23 protein-coding genes and 1 tRNA gene are annotated in these 20,614 nt (G+C 66.9%); 19 read left to right on the top strand and 5 right to left on the bottom strand.

All coding sequences use genetic code 11. The features are described 5' to 3' along the window. Positions 1-61: 61 nt before the first annotated feature. From flgM to B9N72_RS05305, 3 genes are read left to right on the top strand one after another with little or no spacing between them, the layout of a single operon-like run. Positions 62-337, top strand: a complete 276-nt coding sequence (gene flgM, locus B9N72_RS05315; RefSeq protein ID WP_085275388.1) for a flagellar biosynthesis anti-sigma factor FlgM — start codon at positions 62-64, stop codon at positions 335-337. Beyond that, positions 334-759, top strand: coding sequence for a flagellar export chaperone FlgN (gene flgN / locus B9N72_RS05310; RefSeq protein ID WP_085275387.1), 426 nt, complete (start codon positions 334-336; stop codon positions 757-759). The genes flgM and flgN overlap by 4 nt, the downstream gene beginning before the upstream one ends. Beyond that, a complete protein-coding gene (locus B9N72_RS05305) occupies positions 746-1,468 on the top strand; it encodes a glycoside hydrolase family 73 protein (protein ID WP_085275386.1) in 723 nt (240 codons plus the stop codon). The genes flgN and B9N72_RS05305 overlap by 14 nt, the downstream gene beginning before the upstream one ends. Before the next feature lie 269 nt (positions 1,469-1,737). Here the strand turns inward: B9N72_RS05305 and flgA are convergent, their stop codons facing one another. Continuing rightward, on the bottom strand, positions 1,738-2,421 hold the full coding sequence (flgA, locus tag B9N72_RS05300; RefSeq protein WP_234985884.1) for a flagellar basal body P-ring formation chaperone FlgA: 684 nt from the start codon (positions 2,419-2,421) through the stop codon (positions 1,738-1,740). Between the two features lie 164 nt (positions 2,422-2,585). Here flgA and flgB point away from each other — a divergent pair, with 164 nt between their 5' ends. The 15 genes from flgB to crcB all read left to right on the top strand — a co-directional run bounded on the left by flgB (position 2,586) and on the right by crcB (position 14,668). Next, complete coding sequence (flgB, locus tag B9N72_RS05295; protein WP_085275384.1) at positions 2,586-2,942, top strand: flagellar basal body rod protein FlgB; 357 nt, start codon at positions 2,586-2,588, stop codon at positions 2,940-2,942. 6 nt (positions 2,943-2,948) lie between these two features. Then, on the top strand, positions 2,949-3,371 hold the full coding sequence (gene flgC, locus B9N72_RS05290; protein WP_085275383.1) for a flagellar basal body rod protein FlgC: 423 nt from the start codon (positions 2,949-2,951) through the stop codon (positions 3,369-3,371). Further along, entirely contained in the window at positions 3,371-4,051 is a 681-nt protein-coding gene (locus tag B9N72_RS05285) for a flagellar hook capping FlgD N-terminal domain-containing protein (protein WP_085275382.1), read from the top strand. Before flgC ends, B9N72_RS05285 begins: the two co-directional genes overlap by 1 nt. Before the next feature lie 12 nt (positions 4,052-4,063). Next, positions 4,064-5,263, top strand: a complete 1,200-nt coding sequence (locus B9N72_RS05280) for a flagellar hook protein FlgE (protein WP_085275381.1) — start codon at positions 4,064-4,066, stop codon at positions 5,261-5,263. Between the two features lie 3 nt (positions 5,264-5,266). Further along, a complete protein-coding gene (locus B9N72_RS05275) occupies positions 5,267-5,992 on the top strand; it encodes a flagellar basal body rod protein FlgF (RefSeq protein ID WP_085275380.1) in 726 nt (241 codons plus the stop codon). Positions 5,993-6,010: 18 nt separating this feature from the next. After that, positions 6,011-6,799: a flagellar basal-body rod protein FlgG gene (flgG, locus tag B9N72_RS05270; RefSeq protein ID WP_085275379.1), complete on the top strand. Its 789-nt coding sequence runs from the start codon at positions 6,011-6,013 to the stop codon at positions 6,797-6,799. After that, on the top strand, positions 6,796-7,443 hold the full coding sequence (gene flgH / locus B9N72_RS05265) for a flagellar basal body L-ring protein FlgH (protein WP_085275378.1): 648 nt from the start codon (positions 6,796-6,798) through the stop codon (positions 7,441-7,443). Before flgG ends, flgH begins: the two co-directional genes overlap by 4 nt. A gap of 8 nt (positions 7,444-7,451) precedes the next feature. Beyond that, the gene (locus tag B9N72_RS05260; protein ID WP_085275377.1) at positions 7,452-8,558 is read left to right on the top strand and encodes a flagellar basal body P-ring protein FlgI; all 1,107 of its coding nucleotides are present in this window, start codon (positions 7,452-7,454) and stop codon (positions 8,556-8,558) included. A 12-nt stretch (positions 8,559-8,570) separates the two neighbouring features. Further along, positions 8,571-9,023 (top strand): flagellar biosynthesis protein FlgJ, encoded by a 453-nt coding sequence (locus B9N72_RS05255; protein ID WP_085275376.1) that lies wholly within the window; start codon positions 8,571-8,573, stop codon positions 9,021-9,023. 10 nt (positions 9,024-9,033) lie between these two features. Then, positions 9,034-10,407 carry a flagellar hook-associated protein FlgK gene (gene flgK / locus B9N72_RS05250; RefSeq protein WP_085275375.1) on the top strand — a complete coding sequence of 458 codons (1,374 nt, stop codon included), beginning with the start codon at positions 9,034-9,036 and terminating at the stop codon, positions 10,405-10,407. A gap of 10 nt (positions 10,408-10,417) precedes the next feature. After that, positions 10,418-11,329, top strand: a complete 912-nt coding sequence (gene flgL / locus B9N72_RS05245; RefSeq protein WP_085275374.1) for a flagellar hook-associated protein FlgL — start codon at positions 10,418-10,420, stop codon at positions 11,327-11,329. Positions 11,330-11,342: 13 nt separating this feature from the next. Continuing rightward, on the top strand, positions 11,343-12,380 hold the full coding sequence (locus tag B9N72_RS05240) for a hypothetical protein (RefSeq protein WP_085275373.1): 1,038 nt from the start codon (positions 11,343-11,345) through the stop codon (positions 12,378-12,380). Between the two features lie 364 nt (positions 12,381-12,744). Next, a tRNA-Asn gene (locus B9N72_RS05235) sits at positions 12,745-12,820 on the top strand. A gap of 465 nt (positions 12,821-13,285) precedes the next feature. Next, positions 13,286-13,864, top strand: coding sequence for a hypothetical protein (locus B9N72_RS05230; RefSeq protein WP_143477755.1), 579 nt, complete (start codon positions 13,286-13,288; stop codon positions 13,862-13,864). A gap of 420 nt (positions 13,865-14,284) precedes the next feature. After that, positions 14,285-14,668, top strand: coding sequence for a fluoride efflux transporter CrcB (gene crcB / locus B9N72_RS05225; protein ID WP_085275533.1), 384 nt, complete (start codon positions 14,285-14,287; stop codon positions 14,666-14,668). On the opposite strand, the gene B9N72_RS05220 is transcribed toward crcB, so the two are convergent. Then, positions 14,660-15,568 (bottom strand): LysR substrate-binding domain-containing protein, encoded by a 909-nt coding sequence (locus tag B9N72_RS05220; RefSeq protein WP_085275371.1) that lies wholly within the window; start codon positions 15,566-15,568, stop codon positions 14,660-14,662. The two genes, crcB and B9N72_RS05220, sit on opposite strands and share 9 nt — an antisense overlap. A 187-nt stretch (positions 15,569-15,755) precedes the next feature. On the opposite strand from B9N72_RS05220, the gene B9N72_RS05215 reads away from it, so the two are divergent. After that, the gene (locus tag B9N72_RS05215) at positions 15,756-16,688 is read left to right on the top strand and encodes a DMT family transporter (protein WP_085275370.1); all 933 of its coding nucleotides are present in this window, start codon (positions 15,756-15,758) and stop codon (positions 16,686-16,688) included. Positions 16,689-16,975: 287 nt separating this feature from the next. On the opposite strand, the gene alaS is transcribed toward B9N72_RS05215, so the two are convergent. The 3 genes from alaS to recX form a co-directional block, all read right to left on the bottom strand. Next, positions 16,976-19,609 carry an alanine--tRNA ligase gene (alaS, locus tag B9N72_RS05210; RefSeq protein ID WP_085275369.1) on the bottom strand — a complete coding sequence of 878 codons (2,634 nt, stop codon included), beginning with the start codon at positions 19,607-19,609 and terminating at the stop codon, positions 16,976-16,978. A gap of 80 nt (positions 19,610-19,689) precedes the next feature. Beyond that, on the bottom strand, positions 19,690-20,148 hold the full coding sequence (locus tag B9N72_RS05205) for an SRPBCC domain-containing protein (protein WP_085275368.1): 459 nt from the start codon (positions 20,146-20,148) through the stop codon (positions 19,690-19,692). 4 nt (positions 20,149-20,152) lie between these two features. Beyond that, positions 20,153-20,608 (bottom strand): recombination regulator RecX, encoded by a 456-nt coding sequence (recX, locus tag B9N72_RS05200; RefSeq protein WP_085275367.1) that lies wholly within the window; start codon positions 20,606-20,608, stop codon positions 20,153-20,155. Positions 20,609-20,614: the final 6 nt, after the last annotated feature.

Here is a 20,614-nt window from a genome sequence, read left to right as displayed (position 1 = left end):
TTTCCGGAAGGCGGTCGTCTTGTCTCTATAAGACAGACGAATTGCATTGACGAGGCTCACCATGCGCATCACTCCCCAACGCCCTGAACGTCGCGACGTCGCTCCGGCCGAGCGCCCGGCAACGTCTCCGGCCACACCTGCCGTCCGCCCTGCAGCGGTAGCCGAGGCGAGCGGGGCGGCGCTGCTGGAGCCGGCACAGGCCGCCCTGCGCGAGCAGCCCGAGATCGACCTCGAGCGCGTCGCCGCGGTCAAGGCGGCGCTGGCGCGTGGCGAAGCCCCGTTCGACCCGGAGCGGCTGGCGGCGCTGATCGACCGTTATCACGGCGGGCGCGGATGAGCCGCGAAGCCCGTTTCCGCCAGCTGCTGGGCGACATGCGCCTCGATCTGGCCGATTACCAGCAGCTGGAACAGCTGCTGGAGCAGCAGTTCAAGGGCGCGCTGGGCCATGACGCGGCGACGCTGGCCGAGACCGGCGAGCGGATCGTGACGCTGGTCGGCCGGCTCGACGGGCGCCGTCTCGTCCGGCGCGAACTGGCGGCGCAGTTGCTCGGACGGCCGCGGCGCCTGTCGGTCGAGGAGGTGCTGGCGCAGCTGCCCGCCGCTCCGCGTCAGGCCAGCGAATCGCTGTGGGCGACGCTGTGCGGGCGGGTGACACATTGCAAGACGCTGAACGAGCGCAACGGCCGGCTGCTGATGGCGCAGCACGACAACTTGGAGCGTGTGCTGTTCGGCGAGAAGGATATCTATGTTCCGCTCTGATTCCACCTTGGGTTCGCCCGCCTTCGACGCCGCCTGGCGCGCCGTGGCACTGCCGTTGCCGACGGCGGGCGAAGGCGGGGGTTTCTCCGCGCTGTACCGCCAGACCCGGCAGGAGGTGGTCGATTCGATCGAGAAGGGTTTCGGCGCGAGCGAGATGACGCTGTCGCCGGAAGGCGCCTGGGCGCGTCAGCGCGGTGCCGAAGCGCTGGCGGCCACGGTGGGTGGCGACGACGCCAGTACGCAGGGCACGGCGCAGCAGGCATTCCTGAGCCAGGTTGAGCCGTACGCGCGCGAGGCCGGGGCGCGGCTGGGGGTGGCGCCGGATCTGATCGCCGCGCATGCCGCGCTGGAGTCCGGCTGGGGCAAGCGCCCGCTGACGCAGGCCGACGGCAGCAACAGCCACAACCTGTTCGGCATCAAGGCCGGGGCCGGCTGGCAGGGCGAAGTCGCCGCCGCGCTCACCACCGAGCACGAAGCGGGCGCCGACGTGAAGCGCAGCGAGCGCTTCCGTGTCTACCCGGATATGCGCGGCGCCTTTGCCGATTACACCCAGCTCTTGGCCGGCAATCCGCGCTTCCGCAGCGTGCTCGGCGTGGGTAACGACGCGACCGCATTCGCCCAGGCCTTGGCCAAGGGCGGCTACGCCACCGACCCGGACTACGCCGGCAAGCTGACGCGGGTAGTAGCGTCGATCCGGGCGGGTAGCTGAGAACCCATTTACGATCCTGCTGCGCACCCCTGATCAGGGCTCATGCGCTCTGCGTGCCAATCTATCGCTGAGCCAATCGAAAGATTGGCACGCAGAGATTGGCCCAGCGATGGGAAATCCTCATGGACTCCAGTCCATTCCGGTTTCTGTGCTGCTCTTTACCCCGCTGAGGGGCGCTCGCGACGGATCGTAAGCGGGTTCTGCGACCGGACTACAATGCAAAAGCCCCCATCTTAGGATGGGGCTTGTGTTTGTCTAGGGCAGGGCTCTCACTCCGGCTCCACGCGCCCCGCCTCGGTGACGCGGGCGCGCAGGGTCTTGCCGCTGCCGACGTTGCGCACGCGGATGACGTCGTTGCGGTGCCCGCTTTCCAGCGCCTCGCCCGGCACCGTCACCACGATCGCCTCCTTGCTCGCCACGATCTCCACCGCTTCGCCGCGCCGCACCAGCACGGCGGCCTCCAACAGCTTCCTGCGCAGCGGCTGGCCGCGTCGCAGCGCGCTGCGGCTGCTCAAGCCGACCGCCTCGGCCGGGCTGCGCAGACCCGCTTCCAGTTCGGAGACCGGGCGCTGCGCCCATTCCACGTCGTCGGCGCCGAGCACCTTGCCGGCGTCGAGGTCGTGCGCCGCCACCAGCTGACGCGCATCGAGTTCGGCACGCACGGTGTAGACCGTGCTCCAGCCCTGCGGCTCCGGGCAGCGCACGGTAAAACGCAGGCGCGACAGCGAGGCCGTGTCGAATGCTTCGACCTCCAGCGGCTGGCGGCAGGCCGGCAGGGCCGCCGCCTCGCGCGACGGAATCGGCGTCAGGCGCGGCCGAGCCTGCTCCAGCCCGACCCGGGCCGCGGCGTCGTCGAGCCAGCGCCGGGCGTGGGCCAGCACCGCGTTGTCGAGTTCGCGCGCGGTCGGGCTGGCGACTGCGGCGGCGGGTAGCGACAGGGGCAGCAGGGTCAACAACAGTAGGGTAGGGCGGAGGGCTGTGAATATTGCCATTTGCTCGGGCTTGGTAATTATTACATGTACGTAGGGATGGCCAGTTATTAGTATCGCCTTTCAAGTAAGGCGGCTATTAGCATAGCTCTGTTTTTCAATGGTATTGAACCGAATCGGGCGTGGCAATGGGCATACATTTCGACAAGGCGCTGGATATCCACCCGGAAGCGCTCAAGCTGCGGGCGGAGCGCACCAAGGTCCTGGCATCCAACATCGCCAACGAAACCACGCCGGGCTACCAGGCGCGCGACGTCGATTTCCGTTCGGCGCTGGCCGCCGCCGCCGATGAAGCCGACTTTCCGCTCGATGATTCGTCCGGCGAACTGCTCTACCGCGTTCCCAACCACCCGTCGCGCGACGGCAATACCGTCGAGCTCGGCGTCGAGCAAGCCGAGTTCTCGCAGAACGTCTCCGAATTTCAGACCAGCCTGACCTTCCTCAACATGCAGTACAAGGGCCTGGCCAAAGTCATCGCAGGGTAATCCACCATGGCATTCAGGGATATTTCCCGCATCGCCGGTTCGGCCATGACGGCCCAGACCGTGCGTCTCAACACCGTCGCCAGCAACCTCGCCAACGCCGAATCGGCTTCCGGCTCGGAGGGGGCGGCGTTTCGCGCGCGCAAGCCGGTGTTCGCCACCGTGTACCGGGGCGCGGACAACGACGGCGCCTGGCAGGGCGCCAGCGTGCAGGTGCTCGACGTGGTCAAGAGCGACAGCCCGCTGCGCAAGGTACACGAGCCGTCCAACCCGCTGGCCAACGCCGACGGCAACGTGTTCTACCCCAACGTCAATCCGGTCGAGGAGATGACCGACATGATGTCCGCCTCGCGCGCCTTCCAGACCAACGTGGAAGTGCTGGCGCGGGTGAAAACCATGCAGCAGGACCTGCTCAAACTGGGAGAAGGCTGATGACCGTCAGCAATTCGCTGTTGAACGACAGTACCGCATCGAGCCAGGGCGCGACCCCGGTCGCCAGCAACGGCCAGTCGCAGACCAGTGGCTCGGACATGTTCATGACGCTCTTGATGGCTCAGATCAAGAACCAGAACCCGCTCGACCCGGCCGACCCGTCGCAGTTCGTCAACCAGCTGGTGCAGATGAACCAGATGCAGACCTCGCTCGGCATGCTGTCGCAACTGAAAGACAACGCGATGCTGCTGCGCGAGCTGCAGGGGCTGGGTCTGGGCAACCAGGTCGGCAACCGCGTGCTGGTGCAGAGCAACACCGTGCAGCTCGACGGCGCGCCGCTCGCCGGCCGCCTCACCCTGTCCGGTGCGGAAAACCAGGTCACGCTGCAACTCACCGGCGCCGACGGCAAGCTGCACCAGATCGATCTGGGCGCCCAGCCGGCGGGCGAGGTCGCGTTCAGCGTCAACCCGGCCGACTACGGTCTTGCCGCCGGCAGCTACGCGCTGTCGGCGACCACCGCCTCGCGCGCCACGCCGATGCTGGAACTGGCCGCCGTGGTCCAGGGCGTGCGCCTGCCGGTGCAGGGCGGCGAGCCCATGCTCACCCTTTCCGGGCTGGGGGATGTCCCGGCCTCTTCGGTTTCCCGCCTGCTGGGGAACACCTCGTCCAGCGCATCGTAAGCGGAGTCTTCCATGAGTCTTGAAATCGCCCTGTCCGGCATCTACGCGGTCAACTCCCAGCTCGGCAGCATCAGCAACAACATCGCCAACTCCGGCACCTATGGCTTCAAGTCGAGCCGTGCCAACTTCTCCGCCACCTACGCCGGCACCCAGGCCACCGGGGTCGAGGTCGCCTCCAACACGCAGAGCATCGGCCGCAGCGGCGGCACCGTCACCACCGGGCGCGCGCTGGACGCCGCGATCCAGGGCCGCGGCTTCTTCGTCACCCGCGACAATGCCGGCAGCGTCGCCTATACCCGCGTCGGTATCTTCAACACCGACAAGGACGGCGTGCTGGTCGACAGCTTCGGCCGCCATGTCCAGGGCTACGCCGCCGTCAGCGGCAGCACCGGCGGCGCACGCGGCGCGCTGGGCGACATCACGGTGCCCACCGGGCAGATCGCGGCCAAGGCCAGCGATACCCTGCAATACGTCGGCAACCTGTCGTCCGGCTGGACCACGCCGGCGACGGCCTTCGCCCCGGCCGACCCGACCACCTTCAACGGTTCCAGCGTGTCCACGGTATACGACTCGCTGGGCGAAAAGCACACCCTGACCCAGTACTTCGTCAAGAACGGCACCAACGACGTGACGGTGCACTTCGGTCTGGACGGCAGTCTGCTCGCGGACACCGCGGACCTGGCGTTCGACAGCAACGGCGCGCTGACCTCGTCGGCGCTGGCCAGCGGCGCCGCCGCGCTGAATCTTGGCACCCCGACGGGTGCCTCGGCCTTGTCCGTCAAGCTCGACTACACCGGCACCACCCAGTTCGCCGGCGATACCACCACCACGGTCAACAGCGGCAACGGCTACGCCTCCGGCGCGCTCACCGGGGTCAGCCTGCAGGAGAACGGCGACATCCTCGCCACCTACAGCAACGGCCAGAAGCAGGCGGTCGGCACCATCGCGCTGGCCAACTTCCCCAACGAGAACGGCCTGATCCCGGTGTCCGCCACCAGCTGGGTGGACTCGCCGGCCTCCGGCACCGCGCTGCTCTCGGTGCCCGGCAGCGGTCTCGCCGGCACGCTCAGCGCCGGCTCGCTGGAGCAATCCAACGTCGACATGACCGCCGAGCTGGTCAACCTGATGACCGCGCAGCGCAACTACCAGGCCAACACCAAGGTGATCTCGACCGAGGGCCAGGTGATCCAGGCGCTGATGCAGGCGGTGTAAGACATGGACGCGCTGATCTACACCATCATGAGCGGGGCCGACCGCACCCTCAAGGCACAGCAGGTGCACGCCAACAACCTGGCCAACGCCCAGACCAACGGTTTCCGCGCCGACATCGAGGTGGCCAGCAGCCAGGCGGTGCGCGGCTACGGTTACGACGCCCGCCACATGACGCGCGCCGAACCGAACGCCGTCGACCATCGCGCCGGCACCGTGGTGGAGACCGGGCGCGACCTCGACGTGGCGCTGCAGGGCGACGGCTTTCTCGCCGTTGCCGTCGGCAGCGGTGAAGCCTACACCCGCGCCGGCAACTTCAGCGTCGACGCCAACGGCGCGCTCACCGTCAACGGCCGGCCGGTGCTGGGCGACGGCGGCCCGATCGTGCTGCCACCCTACGTGCGCGTCGCGGTAGCCGGGGACGGCATGATTTCGATCCAGCCGCCGGGCGAGACGGCCATGCAGGTTGTCGATCGGCTCAAGCTGGTCAAGCCGGCGCCGGAAGAGCTGTCCAAGGACGAAAACGGCCTGATCGTCAGCCGCCTCGGCAACACGCTGCCGGCGGACGAGACGGTGCGGGTGCAGGGCGAGCACCTGGAGCAGAGCAACGTGTCGGCGGTGGAGGAGATGATCGCCACCATGTCGCTCAATCGCGGTTTCGAGATGCAGATGAAGATGTTCAACGCGGCCAACGACATGGTCGAGGCCGGCAACCGCCTGGTGCGCGGTTAGGCAACGGAGGGGTAGGGCATGAATCCGGCATTATGGATCAGTAAAACCGGCATCCAGGCGCAAGACGCGCGTCTGGGCGCCATCGCCAACAACCTGGCCAACGTCAACACCGTCGGCTTCAAGCGCGACCGCATGGTGTTCGAGGACCTGTTCTACCAGGTCGAACGCCAGCCCGGCGCCCGCGTCGACGCCAACAACGCCTCGCCGTCCGGGGTGCAGCTGGGCAACGGCACGCGCCTGCTGGGCACGCAGAAGGTGTTCACCAGCGGCAGCATCACCACCACCGGCCAGGCGCTGGACGTGGCCATCGTCGGCCAGGGTTTCCTGCAGGTGCAGATGTCCAACGGCGACACCGGCTATACCCGCGCCGGCCAGCTGCAGGTCAACGCCGAGGGCCAACTGGTGAACGCCCAAGGCCTGCCTATCGTGCCGGCCATCACCGTGCCGGCTACGGCGACCTCGGTCAGCATCGGCGAAACCGGCGTGGTGTCGATCACCCAGTCCGGCTCCACCACGCAGACCGAGATCGGCCAGCTGACGCTGGCCAACTTCGTCAACCCCACCGGCCTCCTGGCGCTGGGCGACAACCTGTTCCAGGAAACCACCGCCAGTGGCACGCCCACCGTCGGCAATCCCGGCACCGATGCGCTGGGCAAGCTCAAGCAGGGCGCGCTGGAGGGCTCCAACGTGCAGGTGGTGGAAGAGATGGTCGACATGATCGCGGCGCAGCGCACCTACGAGATGAACACCAAGGTGCTGTCCGCCGCCGACAACATGATGCAGTATCTGGCGCAGTCGGTGCGATGAAGCGGACGGCGTTCGTACTGGCCACGCTGCTGCTGGCCGGCTGCACCCAGACCCTGCCGCCGCCGCACGCCGAGTTCGATCCACCGCTGCCGCCGAAGTCCGCGTCGCGCGGCGTTGGCGGCGGCGTGTTTGCCGCGGGCGGCGCCTGGTCGTTGGTCACCGACAGCCGCGCCTACCGCGTCGGCGATGCACTGACCGTGGTGCTGGAGGAAACCACCCAGGCCAGCAAGAAGGCCGGCACCCTGCTCGACAAGAAGTCGGGCGCCAGCATCCAGCCCACCATCCTCGGCAGCAAGACCATCAACACCAAGGTCGGCATCGACGCCGACCGCACCTTCGACGGCTCGTCCTCGTCCACCCAGCAGAACGCGCTGTCCGGCGCCCTCAGCGTGATCGTGCATCAGGTGCTGCCCAACGGCCTGCTGCTGGTGAAGGGCGAGAAGCAGCTCACCCTGAACCAGGGCGAGGAGTACCTGCAGCTGGCGGGCTACGTCCGCGTCGACGACATCGATACCGACAACCGCGTGTCGTCGCAGCGCATCGCCAACGCGCGCATCGCCTACTCCGGCCGTGGCGTCCTGAGCGACGCCAACGCCCCGGGCTGGCTGACGCGCTTCTTCACCAGTCCCTGGATGCCGTTCTGAGAGACCTCATGCCCTACCGTTACCTTTCCCGCCTGATGCTGGTGCTGGTGGCCGGCCTGTTGCCGTTCAACGCCGGCGCCCAGCTGCTGCGCAACCTGGTCAGCGTCGAAGGCATCCGCGAAAACCAGCTGATCGGCTACGGCATCGTGGTCGGCCTGGACGGCACCGGCGACAACTCGCAGGTGAAGTTCTCCGGCCAGTCGGTGAGCAACCTGCTCAAGCAGTTCGGCATCAAGCAGCCCGAGGGCAGCAGCACCAAGGTCAAGAACGTGGCGGCGGTGATGGTCAGCGCCAGCCTGCCGCCCGGTTACCGGCGCGGCCAGACCATCGACGTGACCGTGTCGTCGCTGGGCGACGCCAAGAGCCTGCGCGGCGGCACGCTGCTGTTGACGCCCTTGCGCGCCGCCGACGGCGAGGTGTACGCGCTGGCGCAGGGCAACCTGGTGATCGGCGGCCTGTCGGCGCAGGGCAAGAGCGGCTCCAGCGTCACGGTCAACACCCCGACCTCCGGGCGCATCCCCAACGGCGGCTCGATCGAGCGCGAGATCCCGTCCGACTTCGAGAGCGGACCGTCGGTGCGCCTGAGCCTCAAGCGCCCCAATTTCGAGACCGCCACCAACATCGTCAACACCATCAACCAGCACTACGGCCGCATCGCCAGCACGCGCGACGCCACCTCGGTCGAGGTGCTGGCGCCGCCGGACCCGACCGCCCGCGTGGCCTTCGTCGCCCGGCTGGAGAAGCTCAACATCGGGGTGGGCGAGGACACGCCGCGCGTGGTGTTCAACTCGCGCACCGGCACCGTGGTGATCAGCCAGGGGGTGACGGTACGCCCCACCGCGGTGTCGCACGGCAACCTGCGCGTGGTGATCTCCGAGAGCTCGCAGGTGAGCCAGCCCAATCCGTTCGGGCGCGGCAACACCGTGGTCACGCCGCAATCGGACGTCAGCGTGCAACAGGACCAGGGCCGCATGTTCAAGTGGCCGGCGGGCGCCAAGCTACAAACCATCATCGACACCATCAACAGCACCGGCGCCACGCCGGACGACATCATGGCCATCCTGCAGGCGCTGGATCAGGCCGGTGCGCTGGATGGCGAGCTGGTGGTGATCTGAGGAGAAGCGAGCATGCTGAGCACCGACGTGAAAAATGCCGGCAGCGGCGCCGAGGGTTCTTCGGCCAACCTCGAGACCCCGGTGCAGCCGCCCTCGGCCGAGTACCGCAAGAAGGTCGGCAAGGCCGCCGAAGAGTTCGAGGCGCTGTTCATCCGCGAAATGCTGGGGCAGATGCGCAAGACCACGCGCGCCATGGCCGGCGAGGACAGCGTCTTGGCCCAGTCCATCAACAGCGACCTGCTCGACTTTGCCGACACCGCGGTGGCAGGCCAGATCGCCCGGCAGCGCGTGTTCGGCATCGCCAACGTCATCCTGGCGCAGTTGCTGCCCGGCGAAACGGTCAATGGCAATAATGCGCTTAAGGAAAACGCCGGCGGGGTCGCCTCTGTTTCCCAGAAGGCGCCCGAGACGGGCGCCGGCCTGGCCGCCTTCGCCACGCCGTTTTTTCCACTGAACCACAGATAGCCAGCCCGCCATGCGCATGATCCAGAACGCGCTGTCCGGCGCGATCGCCGCCCAGGCCGCGCTCAACACGGTCAGCCAGAACCTTTCCAACGAAATGACCCCCGGCTATTCGCGCCAGGGTGTGCTGCTGTCGACCCTGGTACCGGGTGCGGGCGACCGTCTCGGCGCCGGCATGGGCGTCGACGTCACCGCCATCCGCCGCTTCAGCGACAGCTACAAGAACCTGCAGATGTGGCAGGCGGCGGCGGGGCAGGGCGAGCTGGCGGCGGCGCAGCCGTACTTCGCCCAGCTGGAGCAGGTCATGGGCAGCGACGGCACCAGCCTGTCGGGCGGACTCGACAAGTTCTACAGCGCGCTCAACGCCGCCAGCGTCGAGCCCAGCTCGGTGCCCTTGCGCCAGCAGGTGATCAGCGAGGCCGACGCGCTGGCGCGCCGCTTCAACAATCTCAACGGTGTGTTCGCCACGCAGCAGGCCTCGCTCAACGAGCAGCGCACCGCCACGCTGGCACAGATCAATACCATCACCCAGTCCATCGCCGCACTCAACGGCAAGGTGGCGGAGGCCGACGCCGTCGGCACCAACGCCTCCGGCCTGCTCGACGAGCGCGACCGCCAGATCGACGCGCTGGCCGCGCTGGTCGACGTGCGCGTCAGCCAGCAGCCGGACGGCAGTCTCAGCGTCACGCTGCGCGGCGGGCAGCCGCTGGTGATCGGCAACGCCGCCGCCACGCTCGCCGCGCAGGGCAACGTCAACGGCACCCAGACCATGACGCTGCAGTTCGCCAAGGAGCGCTTCACGCTGCCCAACGACAACCTGGGCGGCCAGCTGGGCGGTCTCAACCAGTACCAGAGCGCGGTGCTGCAGCCGATGACCGACGCGGTGCGCACCCTGGCCGGCGAACTGGCGATGCGCACCAACACCCAGCTTGCCAGCGGCTTCGACCTCAACGGCCAGGCCGGCGCGGCGCTGTTCGCCTTCGATGCGGCCAGCGCCAGCGGCATGCTCCAGGTCACTGCCATCCAGGCCGAACAACTGGGCTTCTCCAGCGATCCGGCCAAGCCCGCCAACAGCGACAACCTGCTGGCGCTGATCGCCATCAAGGACCAGACCATCGCCATGGCCGGGCTCGGCAACGTCACCATCAGCGACGCCTACGCCCAGCTCACCGGCCACCTCGCCATCGACAGCCAGCAGAACAAGGCCGGGCTGGAGACCGCCTCGGTGGTGCGTGGCGAGGCCGAGAAGAACTGGAAGTCGACCAGCGGCGTCAACAGCGACGAAGAAGCGATCAACCTGGTCGAGTTCCAGAAGATGTACCAGGCCAACATGAAAGTCATCGCCGTCGCCAACCAGCTGTTCGACAGCACCCTGGCGATTTTCTGAGGAAGCCACCATGCGCGTAGCCAGTAACCAGTTCCAGGCCTCGATGAGCGCCGCCATGCAGTCGGCCAACAGCCGGCTCGCCGACCTGCAGCAGCAGATGTCCTCCGGCGACCGCCTGCTGGTGCCGTCCGACGACCCGGTCGCCAGCGTGCGGCTGTTGCGCCTGCAGCGCGAAGAGGCGGCGTTGACCCAGTACCGCGACAACATCGCCGCGTTGCGCTCGCGGCTGTCGATGAACGAGTCCTACCTCGATGGCATGAGCAAGGACATGATGCAGGCGCGCGACCTGCTGGTGTGGGCCGCCGACGGCGGCAATACCGCGGACGACCTGCGCGCCATGTCGAGTTCGCTCGCCAACCTGCGCGACAGCCTGTTCTACGCCGCCAACACCAAGGACCAGGAAGGCCGCTACCTGTTCTCCGGCACCGCCAGCGCCACCCAGACCATCGCCGTCGACAGCACGCTGCCCGCCGGCAGCCGCTACAGCTTCAGCGGCAACACCGACCGCCAGCAGGTGGTGATCGGGCACGGCGTCACCCAGCCTGCCAACGTCACGCTGGAAGACATGGCCGCCTTCCTCAATCAGCTCGACCAGACCATCGACACCCTGCAAAGCCCGACGCTCGACCCGAGCAATCCGAGCGTCGGCCAGACCGTGCGCCAGACCCTCGATGGCACCGATACCGCGCTCAAGGCCACCGGCGTCAAGATCGCCCAGCTGGGCGGGGCGCAGAATACCCTGCAGATGATGGACGACAACCACAGCAACGTCAGCCTGGCCAACCAGCAGAGCATCGCCAACCTCGGCAACCTCGACTACGCCGAGGCGTCGATCAACATGAACAGCTACCTGCTGGCGGTGCAGGCCAGCCAGAAAGCCTACGGCAAGATCAGCGCGCTCAGCCTGTTCGACGTGATCTGAGGCCGCTTTCACCATGAATTCCCTGATTTCCTCGCTGGACTCCGCCAACAGCCGCACGCGCCGCAACAGCCCCGGTGGCGTGCCGCCGGCGCCGGCGGCCACCGATCTGCGCAGCACGCCGCAGGCGCCGGCCGAACCGGCCGTGGCCGGCACCGCGACGGCCAGCGGCTGGCGCTACAGCAGCCAGCTCAACGAGCAGCTCACCGCCGCGCAGCGCGCTCTGGGTTTCGTCGACGGCCTGACGGGCCAGCTGGAGCAGCTCAAGACCGACCTCAGCCAGCAGCTTGCCCAGCGCCGCATCGACCGGGAAGGGCTGGAAGCCAAGATCGGCCGCTTCGCCACGACCCTGGTGCAGCGCTATGCCCAAAGCGGCGGCAGCGTCGACGGCAAGCTGCGCTTTCATCTGGCGGCCGACGCCCGGCAAGACTTCACCGTGCGCGGCATGGACCTCGACAGCCTGCGCAGCGGGCCCGTGGAAACGCTGGCGCTGTTCAGCGGCGAGCGCGGCACCGCTGCGATGTCGTTCAACGTCGGCGGCGACGTCAGCGAAGACGAGATCATGCGCCGCCTCAGCCGCGCCCTGGCGCCATCGGGCATCCGCCCCTCCATCAATGACGACGGCCAGCTCGGCTTCTCGGTAGACGAGGCGGCCTGGCCGGCCATCCGCGACCGCCTCGCGGTGCGCGGCGGCGGCGTCCGTTTCCCCTCCGGCCAGCCGCAGCGCGTCAAGACCGAGGCCGAACCGGAGCGGCTGGCGACCGGCGAGTGGCAAGTGAACGATCATGCCCACGTGCGCCAGACCCTGCAGCGCGTGGTAAACGCCCTGTCGCAGCTGCGCCAGGCACACAGTGCCATCGCCAGCGCCATCAACCAGGCGCGTGATGCCATCGACCAGCTGTCGCGCATGGGCGAACAGAACTGGGCGCAGGAGTTCGTGGCCGATTTCAACGCACGCCTGAACCAGGCCGGCGACTACCGCTCCTTCCACGACGTCATCCCGGCCCTGCTGGGCGTGAGCCGCTATCGCGTCGTCTCGCTGCTGGCGCTGTAACTACCTGTTCACGATCTTTTGCGGCTGCGGGGGCGGGTCCGGCGAACGGCCAGCTACGTCGTTGGCCGACTTGGCCTTGGAATGCCAAGGCCGGCGCCGCCCACCTTCTATCGGGCAGTTTGCCGGGACCGCGCAGCTCGTAAAACAAATCGTAGACAGGCTCTAAGCGAAGCGCCGCTGCCAGCAAGGCTTGCAGGGCGGCGCGGCGTGTGCCGGGATGACCCGCACCGCCCACCGGATGTGGCCGCACAGACAGTGCCAGACGGCGCCTGTCGCTGTCGTCCGGGCGGTTCGAGATAAAAATAATGCGAGATCGCTTGACGGATGGGTTTTCGGTCAATATAATTGCTCTCTCTTTAGATGTTCCCTGATAGCTCAGTTGGTAGAGCGACGGACTGTTAATCCGCAGGTCGCAGGTTCGAGCCCTGCTCGGGGAGCCAGAATTCAGCGCCATGAACCACCGGTTCATGGCGCTTCTCGTTTGTACTTGCCTCATGACCCGCTCGGGTCGCTGTTTCCTGTCACGCGGCGCGCCATTCGCCCCCCCTAGAGTCATGCCCCTCCGAATTTGCACGCTCGAAGCCATCGCACCTGGCGTCGATCCGGCCGTGATACTCGGCTGTCAGCCGCGCGACGATTCGGCGATGCCGGCGCCTGTGATCAGTTGCAGCGGCATGTCGACTGGCTGCAGCCGGTTATGGTCGATTGGCGATGGGAGCGCAGACGGTACTCCTGGGTCGCGATTGCGGCGATGCTGAGTCAGGAGCCCCGCACGGCCATTCATATTTGTTCACACCTTTTTACAACTGTCCTGGCGTGCTCCCGCTAACATGCCCAGCGAGATAATCGTGTCATGGGCTCGCCGCGCGCGACGCCCAAGCCACCGTGACAAAGGGTCATCAACCATGAAACGTTTCCTGCTTGCCGCGTCGATGGCGCTAGCCGCCATCCCGGTTTTCGCCGATACCGCGCTATCCCTCAGCGTCGGCCAACCCGGTTTCTATGGCCGCATCGACATCGGCGGCGCGCCGCGTCCGGTGCTGGTCTATCCCGAGCCCGTCGTGATCGAGACGGCGCCAGTGGTGCCGCAGCCGATCTATCTGCACGTGCCTCGGTATGAGACGAAAGAGTGGCGCAAGTATTGCCGCAAGTACGAAGCCTGCGGCCGGCCGGCCTATTTCGTCGAGGACTCTTGGTATAACGACGAATATGTTCCCTACTTCCACCGTCAACGCCGTCGGTCGCAGGTCGTGTACGCCCACGATATCCACAGCGATGTGGTGCGCGCGCGGGTGATTCGGGCACACGACGTTCACGCCGACGATGTACGTGCCAGGGTGGTCTACGAGGTGAAGGGGAAGTTCGACGGCCCGCATGGCGAGGACATCGATGGGCCGGTCGTGGAGGCGGGTGAGATCCAGGCTCACGATATCCATGCACGGGTCGTCGAGGCGGACACGCTCTACGTCCACAAACTGCATTAAGGAATAAGAGCCGCTCATACGGCGCTACTACCTGTTCCCTACGACTGGCGCCGCGACAACGTCGAGCAGGCGCAAGGGCTCGATCGGCGGATCGACACCATGCGCCGTGACGATCGCGATCCGGCCCTGCGCATCGACATCGTGGCGCGCGAATCGCTCGGCCCCACCGAGCGTCCCAGCGAGGACGGCGCCATCCCCATCGCCTGCGGGTTCTTTCCGAGCGAACGGCACGGCCGCCGCGCCGGCAACATCGCTGTCCAGGACAAGCGGCTGAGCGTGCTGCGCACGCGCAGTCTGCCGTGGGGCATACCAGAAGGTGCCTTGATGGATCGGCTCGGCTGGCCACGGCGCCGCCGTGGTTGTGATGGCGAAGCGGCTGTACAACAATGTCTTATGACTCTCCTCACGCCACACACGCCCATGACCAAGATTCTCGCCATCTGTGTCGGCGCTTCGAGTGGCGCCTTGTTGCGCTGGATGCTGGGCCTGCGCCTGAACGCGCTGTTGCCGTCGCTGCCACTCGGCACGTTGTGCGCCAACCTGCTGGGGGGCTACCTGATCGGCTTCATCATCGCCCTCTTGGCGCAGCATGCGACCCTGCCGCCGGAATGGCGCCTGTTGCTGGTGACCGGCTTCCTGGGCGGCCTGACCACCTTTTCGACGTTCTCGGCCGAGGTGGTGGAGTTGTTGCAGCAGGGGCGTTTGAGCTGGGCGGTGGCGGCCATCCTGGCGCACGTGATGGGCTCGCTGCTGATGACCCTGTTGGGCCTCTACAGCTACTCGTGGCTGCGCTCGCTAGTCTGACGCCGGTTCGCTGTGATCGGCGCTGAGCAGTGCGTCCAGCAGCAGCCGTGCCTGCGCCGGCAGGCTGTCGATGTCTTTCACGCACAGCTGCAGTTCGCGTATCGCCCACGGGTCGGTCAATTCCACCACGTGCAGCGCATGGCTCTGGGCCAGACTCCGCGCCGAACGGGCCGGCAGGATGGCGAGCCCGGCGTTGCGTCCCACCAGCGTGGCCACGGCGGCGAAGCTGGAAACGCGCAGCCGCAGGCGCAGCGCCTTGCCCTTGCGCCGCGCCATGCTTTCCACGAAGCCTTGCATGGCGCTGGTTTCGGTCAGACCGACGAAGGCGTGATCGAGCAAGGTAGCGAACGCGACCGAAGCCGTGCCGTGGAGCGGGTGCGCGGGGCCGCAAATCACCACCAGGCGGTCGCGGGCAAACGGCAGCAGGGGCAGCCGTTCCACCCCCAGGCTGCCGTCCAGGATGCCGATATCGGCCTCGCCGTCTTCGATTGCCGTGACAATGTCGCGGCTCGGGCGCTCGGCCAGCACGACATCCAGTTCGGGCTGCGCCGCCAGGAAGCGGCCCAGCAGGTCCGGCAGGAATTCGTGGCTGGCGACGCTGTTGGCCATCAGCCGGATTTCCCGTCGCACGCCCTGGCTGAGCCGCCCCATGTCGCCGTTCAGCTGCTCGGTGCCGAGCAAGAGACGCCGGGCGTGATGCAGCAGCAGGTCGCCGGCGTGGGTGAGGGCGATACCGCGCGAGTGGCGTTCCACCAACTGCACCCCGTACAGGTCTTCCAGCTTTTTCAGGCGCTGGCTGGCGGCGGAGAGCGCCATCGGGAAGCGTTCGGCGGCCTCGGTCAGGCTGCCGCTCTCGGCCAGGGTGGTGAACAGTTTCAGGTCGATGAAGTCGAGTCGCATGTCGAGGTGTTTCCGCGCAGGGGCGGGTTCGCGGATTGATCGGTGAGCCGCGACGGCAGTGGGCGTGCCGGTCGCGGAAACACGAACCCTCGTTGAGCCTTCGTGTTTGGTGAAGCCAGGTTACGCCAAGAACATAACGGCGTGTCGGTGCTTCTCGCCATAATAAGGAGAAAACAAGGAACCTGACATGATCGAAGCACAGAAACCGCTGCCACTGGATGGCCGTGCCGCCTTCGCGAAAAACAAAGGTGTGGTGATGGCCCTGCTGGCGGCGCTGGGGTTTTCCGCCAAGGCGGTGTTCGTCAAGCTGGGGTATCGCTACGGCGCCGGCGCCGAAGCCCTGCTGGTGCTGCGCATGGCCTTCGCACTGCCGTTTTTCCTGCTGATGGCGTGGCGCAGCGGCGTGGCCGGCGGCGCGCGCCGCCTGGAGCGGCGCGACTGGCAGCAACTGGCACTGCTGGGGTTGCTGGGCTACTACCTCTCCAGCCTGCTGGATTTCATCGGCCTGCAATACGTCTCGGCGGCGCTGGAGCGGCTGACGCTGTTTCTCTACCCGACGCTGGTGTTGTTCATCTCGGTACTGTGGCTGGGCAAGCGCTATCCGGCCAAGGTGTGGCTGGGGGTCGGGCTGGCCTATCTCGGCATCGCCCTGGCTTTCATGCAGGATCTGCGTGACGCCGGGCTGGGTAGCCAAGCGCTGATCGGCCTGGCCTGGGTCGTCGCCAGCACCGTGAGCTATGCCCTGTATCTGGTGGGCTCGGGGGAGGCGATCGCCCGCATCGGTGCCACCCGTTTCGCCGCGCTGGCGACGCTGGTGGCGTGCCTGGCGGTGTTCGTCCACTTCGCCGTGACCACGCCGCTGACGGCGCTGCTTCTGCCCGGGCCGGTGTACCTGATCGGGTTCGCCATGGGGGTGTTCAGCACGGTGCTGCCAGTGTGGTGCCTCAACGTCGCGATCCGCCAGCTCGGCGCCGGCAAGGCGGCCTCGGTCGGCACGCTGGGGCCGGTGCTGACCATGGCGATGGGGTGGCTCGTCCTCGGCGAGAGCCTGACAGGGTTGCAGGTGCTGGGCGCGGCGCTGGTGATCGGTGGGGTGGGGGTGGTCGGTCGCAGCAAGTGAGCCGGCGGCCGTGACGGGGAAAGGTTGGCCGAAGAGCGGTATCCGGGTATGAAAAAAGCCGCATGGAAATCCATGCGGCTTTGAGATCGCGGACAAGCCCCTTTTGCGAAGCGGAAGGGGTTTGTCATGTAAACAGGAAGGCTGCGGATTCAAGATCTGATCAGGAGCGGCCCGGCTTTGCCGGGTCCGGTAGAATCTGAACAGGTTCTTTGTCGGCTGCCTGAAAGCCGCATGGAATTCCATGCGGCTCTGTCCCGGTTGCGCGGCTTGGCGCGTTCCGGGGCGGCTTACAGCTTGCCGCTCACCCAGGCGTTGACGCCGGCCAGTGCCTCGGCCAGCTTCTCGGGCTGGGTGCCACCGGCTTGGGCCATGTCGGGACGCCCGCCGCCCTTGCCGCCCACCTGCTGGGCGACGAAGTTGACCAGCTCGCCGGCCTTGATCTTGCCGGTCAGGTCGGCGGTGACGCCGGCCACCAGCGAGACCTTGCCATCGCCCTTGGCGGCCAGCACGATGGCGGCCGACTTGAGCTTGTCCTTGAGCTTGTCCAGCGTCTCGCGCAGCGCGGTGTTGTCGGCGCCTTCCAGCTCAGCGGCCAGCACCTTGATGCCACCGACCTCGACGGCGCTGTCGGCCAGGGTGTCGCCGGCCGAGGCGGCCAGCTTGGCCTTGAGGCGCGACAGCTCCTTCTCCAGCGTCTTCAGGTTGTCCTGCAGGCTGCCGATGCGGCTGACCACTTCCTCGCTGCTCTGCGCCTTCAGCGCGCCGGCCGCTTCCTTCAGCAGGCTTTCCTGCTGCTGGGCGTAGGCCACGGCGCCTTCACCGGTCACCGCCTCGATGCGGCGCACGCCGGCGGCCACGCCGCCTTCCGCCACGATCTTGAAGAAGCCGATGTCGCCGGTGCGCTTGACGTGGGTGCCGCCGCACAGTTCGGTGGAGAATTCGCCCATCTTCAGCACGCGCACCTCGTCGCCGTACTTCTCGCCGAACAGCGCGATGGCACCGGCGCGGATGGCGTCGTCGTAGGCCATTACGTTGGCCGATACCTCGACGTTGTGCAGCACGATGCGGTTCACCACGCGTTCGATCTCGGCGATCTGCGCCGCCGACACCGGCTCGCCGTGGGCGAAGTCGAAGCGGGTGCGCTCGGCGTTCACCAGCGAACCCTTCTGCGCCACGTGGCTGCCCAGCACGTGACGCAAGGCCGCGTGCAGCAGGTGGGTGGCGGAGTGGTTGCGCGCGGTGGCAAGACGCTTGTGCAGGTCGATGGTGGCCTGCACCGTGTCGCCGACGTGCAGCGCACCGCGCACCACGCGGCCGCTGTGGCCGAAGGTGGCGGCCTTGATCTTCTGGGTGTCGGTCACGTCGAACAGCGCGCCGACGCCGCCGCTCACCGAAATCTCGCCGCAGTCGCCGACTTGGCCGCCGCCCTCGGCGTAGAACGCGGTGTCGTCCAGCACCACCACGCCTTCGTCGCCTTCGGCCAACTGCTCGACCGGGGTGCTGCCCTTGAACAGCGCCAGCACCTTGGCGTCGACGCTGGCGGTTTCGTAGCCATGGAAGCGGGTGTCGGCACCGGCATACTCGAGGTTGCCGGTCATCTTGAAGCTGGAGGCGGCACGCGCGCGTTCACGCTGGGCGTTCATCTCGCGCTCGAAGCCGTCCATGTCCACTTCGATATTACGCTCGCGGCAGATGTCCGCGGTCAGGTCAACCGGGAAGCCGAAGGTGTCGTACAGCTTGAAGATGGTGGCGCCGTCCATGCGGGTCTTGCCCCCCTGCAGCGCGGCATCCACCAGCGCCATGCCGTGTTCCAGCGTCTCGGCGAAGCGGATTTCCTCGGCGCGCAGGTTGTCTTCGATGTAGGCCTGCTGCTGGCGCAGTTCCGGGTAGGCGCCGCCCATTTCTTCCACCAGGTCGGCCACGATCTTGTGGAAGAACAGGCCCTTCTGACCCAGCTTGTAGCCGTGACGGATGGCGCGGCGGGCAATGCGGCGCAGCACGTAGCCGCGGCCTTCGTTGGACGGCAGGATGCCGTCGGCGATCATGAAGCTGCAGGCGCGGATGTGGTCGGCGATCACCTTCAGCGACGGCACGCTCTGGCTGTACTCGACGCCGGTCTCACGCGCGGCGGCGCGCACCAGGCAGGCCAGGGCGTCGGTTTCGTAGTTGGACTTCACATGTTGCAGCACGGTGGACAGACGTTCCAGGCCCATGCCGGTATCCACCGACGGCTTCGGCAGCGGGTGCAACGTGCCGGTCTCGTCACGATTGAACTGCATGAACACGTTGTTCCAGATTTCCATGAAGCGGTCGCCGTCCTCGTCCGGGCTGCCCGGAGGGCCGCCGGCGACTTCCTCGCCGTGGTCATAGAAAATCTCGGTACACGGGCCGCACGGGCCGGTATCGCCCATGGTCCAGAAGTTGTCGGAGGCGTACGCCGCCCCCTTGTTGTCGCCGATGCGCACGATCTTTTCTACCGGCAGGCCGACGGTCTTGTGCCAGATGTCGAAGGCCTCGTCATCGCTGGCGTACACCGTGACCATCAGCTTTTCCTTCGGCAGGGCCAGCCACTGCTCGCCGGTCAGGAACTCCCAGGCGTAGGTGATAGCGTCGTGCTTGAAGTAGTCGCCGAAGCTGAAGTTACCCAGCATCTCGAAGAAGGTATGGTGGCGCGCGGTATAGCCGACGTTCTCCAGATCGTTGTGCTTGCCGCCGGCACGCAGACATTTCTGGCTGGTGGTGGCGCGGGTGTAGTCGCGCTTCTCGAAGCCGAGGAACACGTCCTTGAACTGGACCATGCCGGCCACGGTGAACATCAGGGTCGGGTCGTTGCCGGGGATCAGGCTGCTGGAGGGCACGACCTGATGGCCCTTGGAGGCAAAAAAGTCCAGAAACTTCTGGCGAATTTCAGAGGTTTTCATAAATGTTGTTTCGTCAGGGTCTAAGACGGGCCGCCAACCGGGTTGTTGCGGCGCACTACATCGAGCATGGCTCGATTGTGTCAAGCCGTCCCGGTGCTGGCAAGGGTTTCGGCCCGCTTCTTGACGGCTTCGTTCATGTCGACGAAGCCGTTTCGGGTGTGGTTGAGCAGGGTTTCGGAAAACAGCGGGGTCAACAGGCCCTGGAAGGTCTCGCGCTGGTGCAGCCGGGTGGTGCCGGCATCCAGCGTCTCCAGTTCGAAGGCGTGCACGCCGCAAAACAGCGGCTGGGCCAGCAAGGTGCCGCGCCAGACCAGCTTGAGACCCGGCTCGAGCTCGATCAGGGTGGGGCGGAAGGTCATGCGTCGCGCCTGCGGCGGATGTACCGTGACGCACAGCCGCGCACCGCGCTGCAGCTTGCCGTGCAGGCCAACGATGAACGGGTTCCAGTACGGATAGCTGGGCCAGTCGGTGAGCACCTGCCAGACCTGGTCGGGGCTGGCCTGGATGTCGATACGGCTGTCGATGGTCTTGATTGGCATCGCCCTAATCCTCTGCGTCGGTAAAGTCCTCGTCCACCGCGCCTTGCAGCACCCGGCGGATCACGTCCATCGGGAAGCCGCGCGTGGCGAGAAACCGCATTTGCTTCATCTTGTCCTGGGGCGTGGCGGGCGGGACGCCAAACTTGCGCTGCCACAGCGAGAGCGCCACGGCCGTGTCGTCCTGCTGCGCCAGCGCCGTTTCGATCGCGTCCCGGTCCAGTCCTTTTTCGCGCATCGCCTGGGCGATGCGGCGGCTACCGTACTTGCGGCCCTTGACGTCGGCAAACTGCTCGGCAAAACGGCGATCGGATTGCCAGCCGTTGGCCGCCAGCTCGTCGAGCAGGGAGGCCAACTGTTCCGCGCTCTCGGCAAACGGCGCGAGCCGCCGCTCCAGTTCCCGGCGCGAATATTCGCGCCGGGAGAGGAGGTCGACGGCCCGCGCTTTCAGGCTTTTCGTCATGCGCCG

The organism is Pseudogulbenkiania subflava DSM 22618 (assembly GCF_900177275.1).
Taxonomy (GTDB): domain Bacteria; phylum Pseudomonadota; class Gammaproteobacteria; order Burkholderiales; family Chromobacteriaceae; genus Pseudogulbenkiania; species Pseudogulbenkiania subflava.
Note: the sequence above shows the minus strand (reverse complement) of the source record. Positions and strands in the feature narration are given on the sequence as shown.

What these genes read in the sequence shown, in the direction of transcription:
- B9N72_RS05220 (WP_085275371.1), bottom strand. Translation starts at nt 15,568, where the DNA reads ATGCGACTCGACTTCATCGACCTGAAACTGTTCACCACCCTGGCCGAG.
- B9N72_RS05240 (WP_085275373.1), top strand. Translation starts at nt 11,343, where the DNA reads ATGAATTCCCTGATTTCCTCGCTGGACTCCGCCAACAGCCGCACGCGC.
- flgC (WP_085275383.1), top strand. Translation starts at nt 2,949, where the DNA reads ATGGCATTCAGGGATATTTCCCGCATCGCCGGTTCGGCCATGACGGCC.
- flgG (WP_085275379.1), top strand. Translation starts at nt 6,011, where the DNA reads ATGAATCCGGCATTATGGATCAGTAAAACCGGCATCCAGGCGCAAGAC.
- flgL (WP_085275374.1), top strand. Translation starts at nt 10,418, where the DNA reads ATGCGCGTAGCCAGTAACCAGTTCCAGGCCTCGATGAGCGCCGCCATG.
- crcB (WP_085275533.1), top strand. Translation starts at nt 14,285, where the DNA reads ATGACCAAGATTCTCGCCATCTGTGTCGGCGCTTCGAGTGGCGCCTTG.
- B9N72_RS05305 (WP_085275386.1), top strand. Translation starts at nt 746, where the DNA reads ATGTTCCGCTCTGATTCCACCTTGGGTTCGCCCGCCTTCGACGCCGCC.
- B9N72_RS05230 (WP_143477755.1), top strand. Translation starts at nt 13,286, where the DNA reads ATGAAACGTTTCCTGCTTGCCGCGTCGATGGCGCTAGCCGCCATCCCG.
- flgM (WP_085275388.1), top strand. Translation starts at nt 62, where the DNA reads ATGCGCATCACTCCCCAACGCCCTGAACGTCGCGACGTCGCTCCGGCC.
- flgN (WP_085275387.1), top strand. Translation starts at nt 334, where the DNA reads ATGAGCCGCGAAGCCCGTTTCCGCCAGCTGCTGGGCGACATGCGCCTC.
- flgB (WP_085275384.1), top strand. Translation starts at nt 2,586, where the DNA reads ATGGGCATACATTTCGACAAGGCGCTGGATATCCACCCGGAAGCGCTC.
- B9N72_RS05215 (WP_085275370.1), top strand. Translation starts at nt 15,756, where the DNA reads ATGATCGAAGCACAGAAACCGCTGCCACTGGATGGCCGTGCCGCCTTC.
- recX (WP_085275367.1), bottom strand. Translation starts at nt 20,608, where the DNA reads ATGACGAAAAGCCTGAAAGCGCGGGCCGTCGACCTCCTCTCCCGGCGC.
- B9N72_RS05255 (WP_085275376.1), top strand. Translation starts at nt 8,571, where the DNA reads ATGCTGAGCACCGACGTGAAAAATGCCGGCAGCGGCGCCGAGGGTTCT.
- flgH (WP_085275378.1), top strand. Translation starts at nt 6,796, where the DNA reads ATGAAGCGGACGGCGTTCGTACTGGCCACGCTGCTGCTGGCCGGCTGC.
- B9N72_RS05280 (WP_085275381.1), top strand. Translation starts at nt 4,064, where the DNA reads ATGAGTCTTGAAATCGCCCTGTCCGGCATCTACGCGGTCAACTCCCAG.
- B9N72_RS05260 (WP_085275377.1), top strand. Translation starts at nt 7,452, where the DNA reads ATGCCCTACCGTTACCTTTCCCGCCTGATGCTGGTGCTGGTGGCCGGC.
- alaS (WP_085275369.1), bottom strand. Translation starts at nt 19,609, where the DNA reads ATGAAAACCTCTGAAATTCGCCAGAAGTTTCTGGACTTTTTTGCCTCC.
- B9N72_RS05205 (WP_085275368.1), bottom strand. Translation starts at nt 20,148, where the DNA reads ATGCCAATCAAGACCATCGACAGCCGTATCGACATCCAGGCCAGCCCC.
- B9N72_RS05285 (WP_085275382.1), top strand. Translation starts at nt 3,371, where the DNA reads ATGACCGTCAGCAATTCGCTGTTGAACGACAGTACCGCATCGAGCCAG.
- flgK (WP_085275375.1), top strand. Translation starts at nt 9,034, where the DNA reads ATGCGCATGATCCAGAACGCGCTGTCCGGCGCGATCGCCGCCCAGGCC.
- B9N72_RS05275 (WP_085275380.1), top strand. Translation starts at nt 5,267, where the DNA reads ATGGACGCGCTGATCTACACCATCATGAGCGGGGCCGACCGCACCCTC.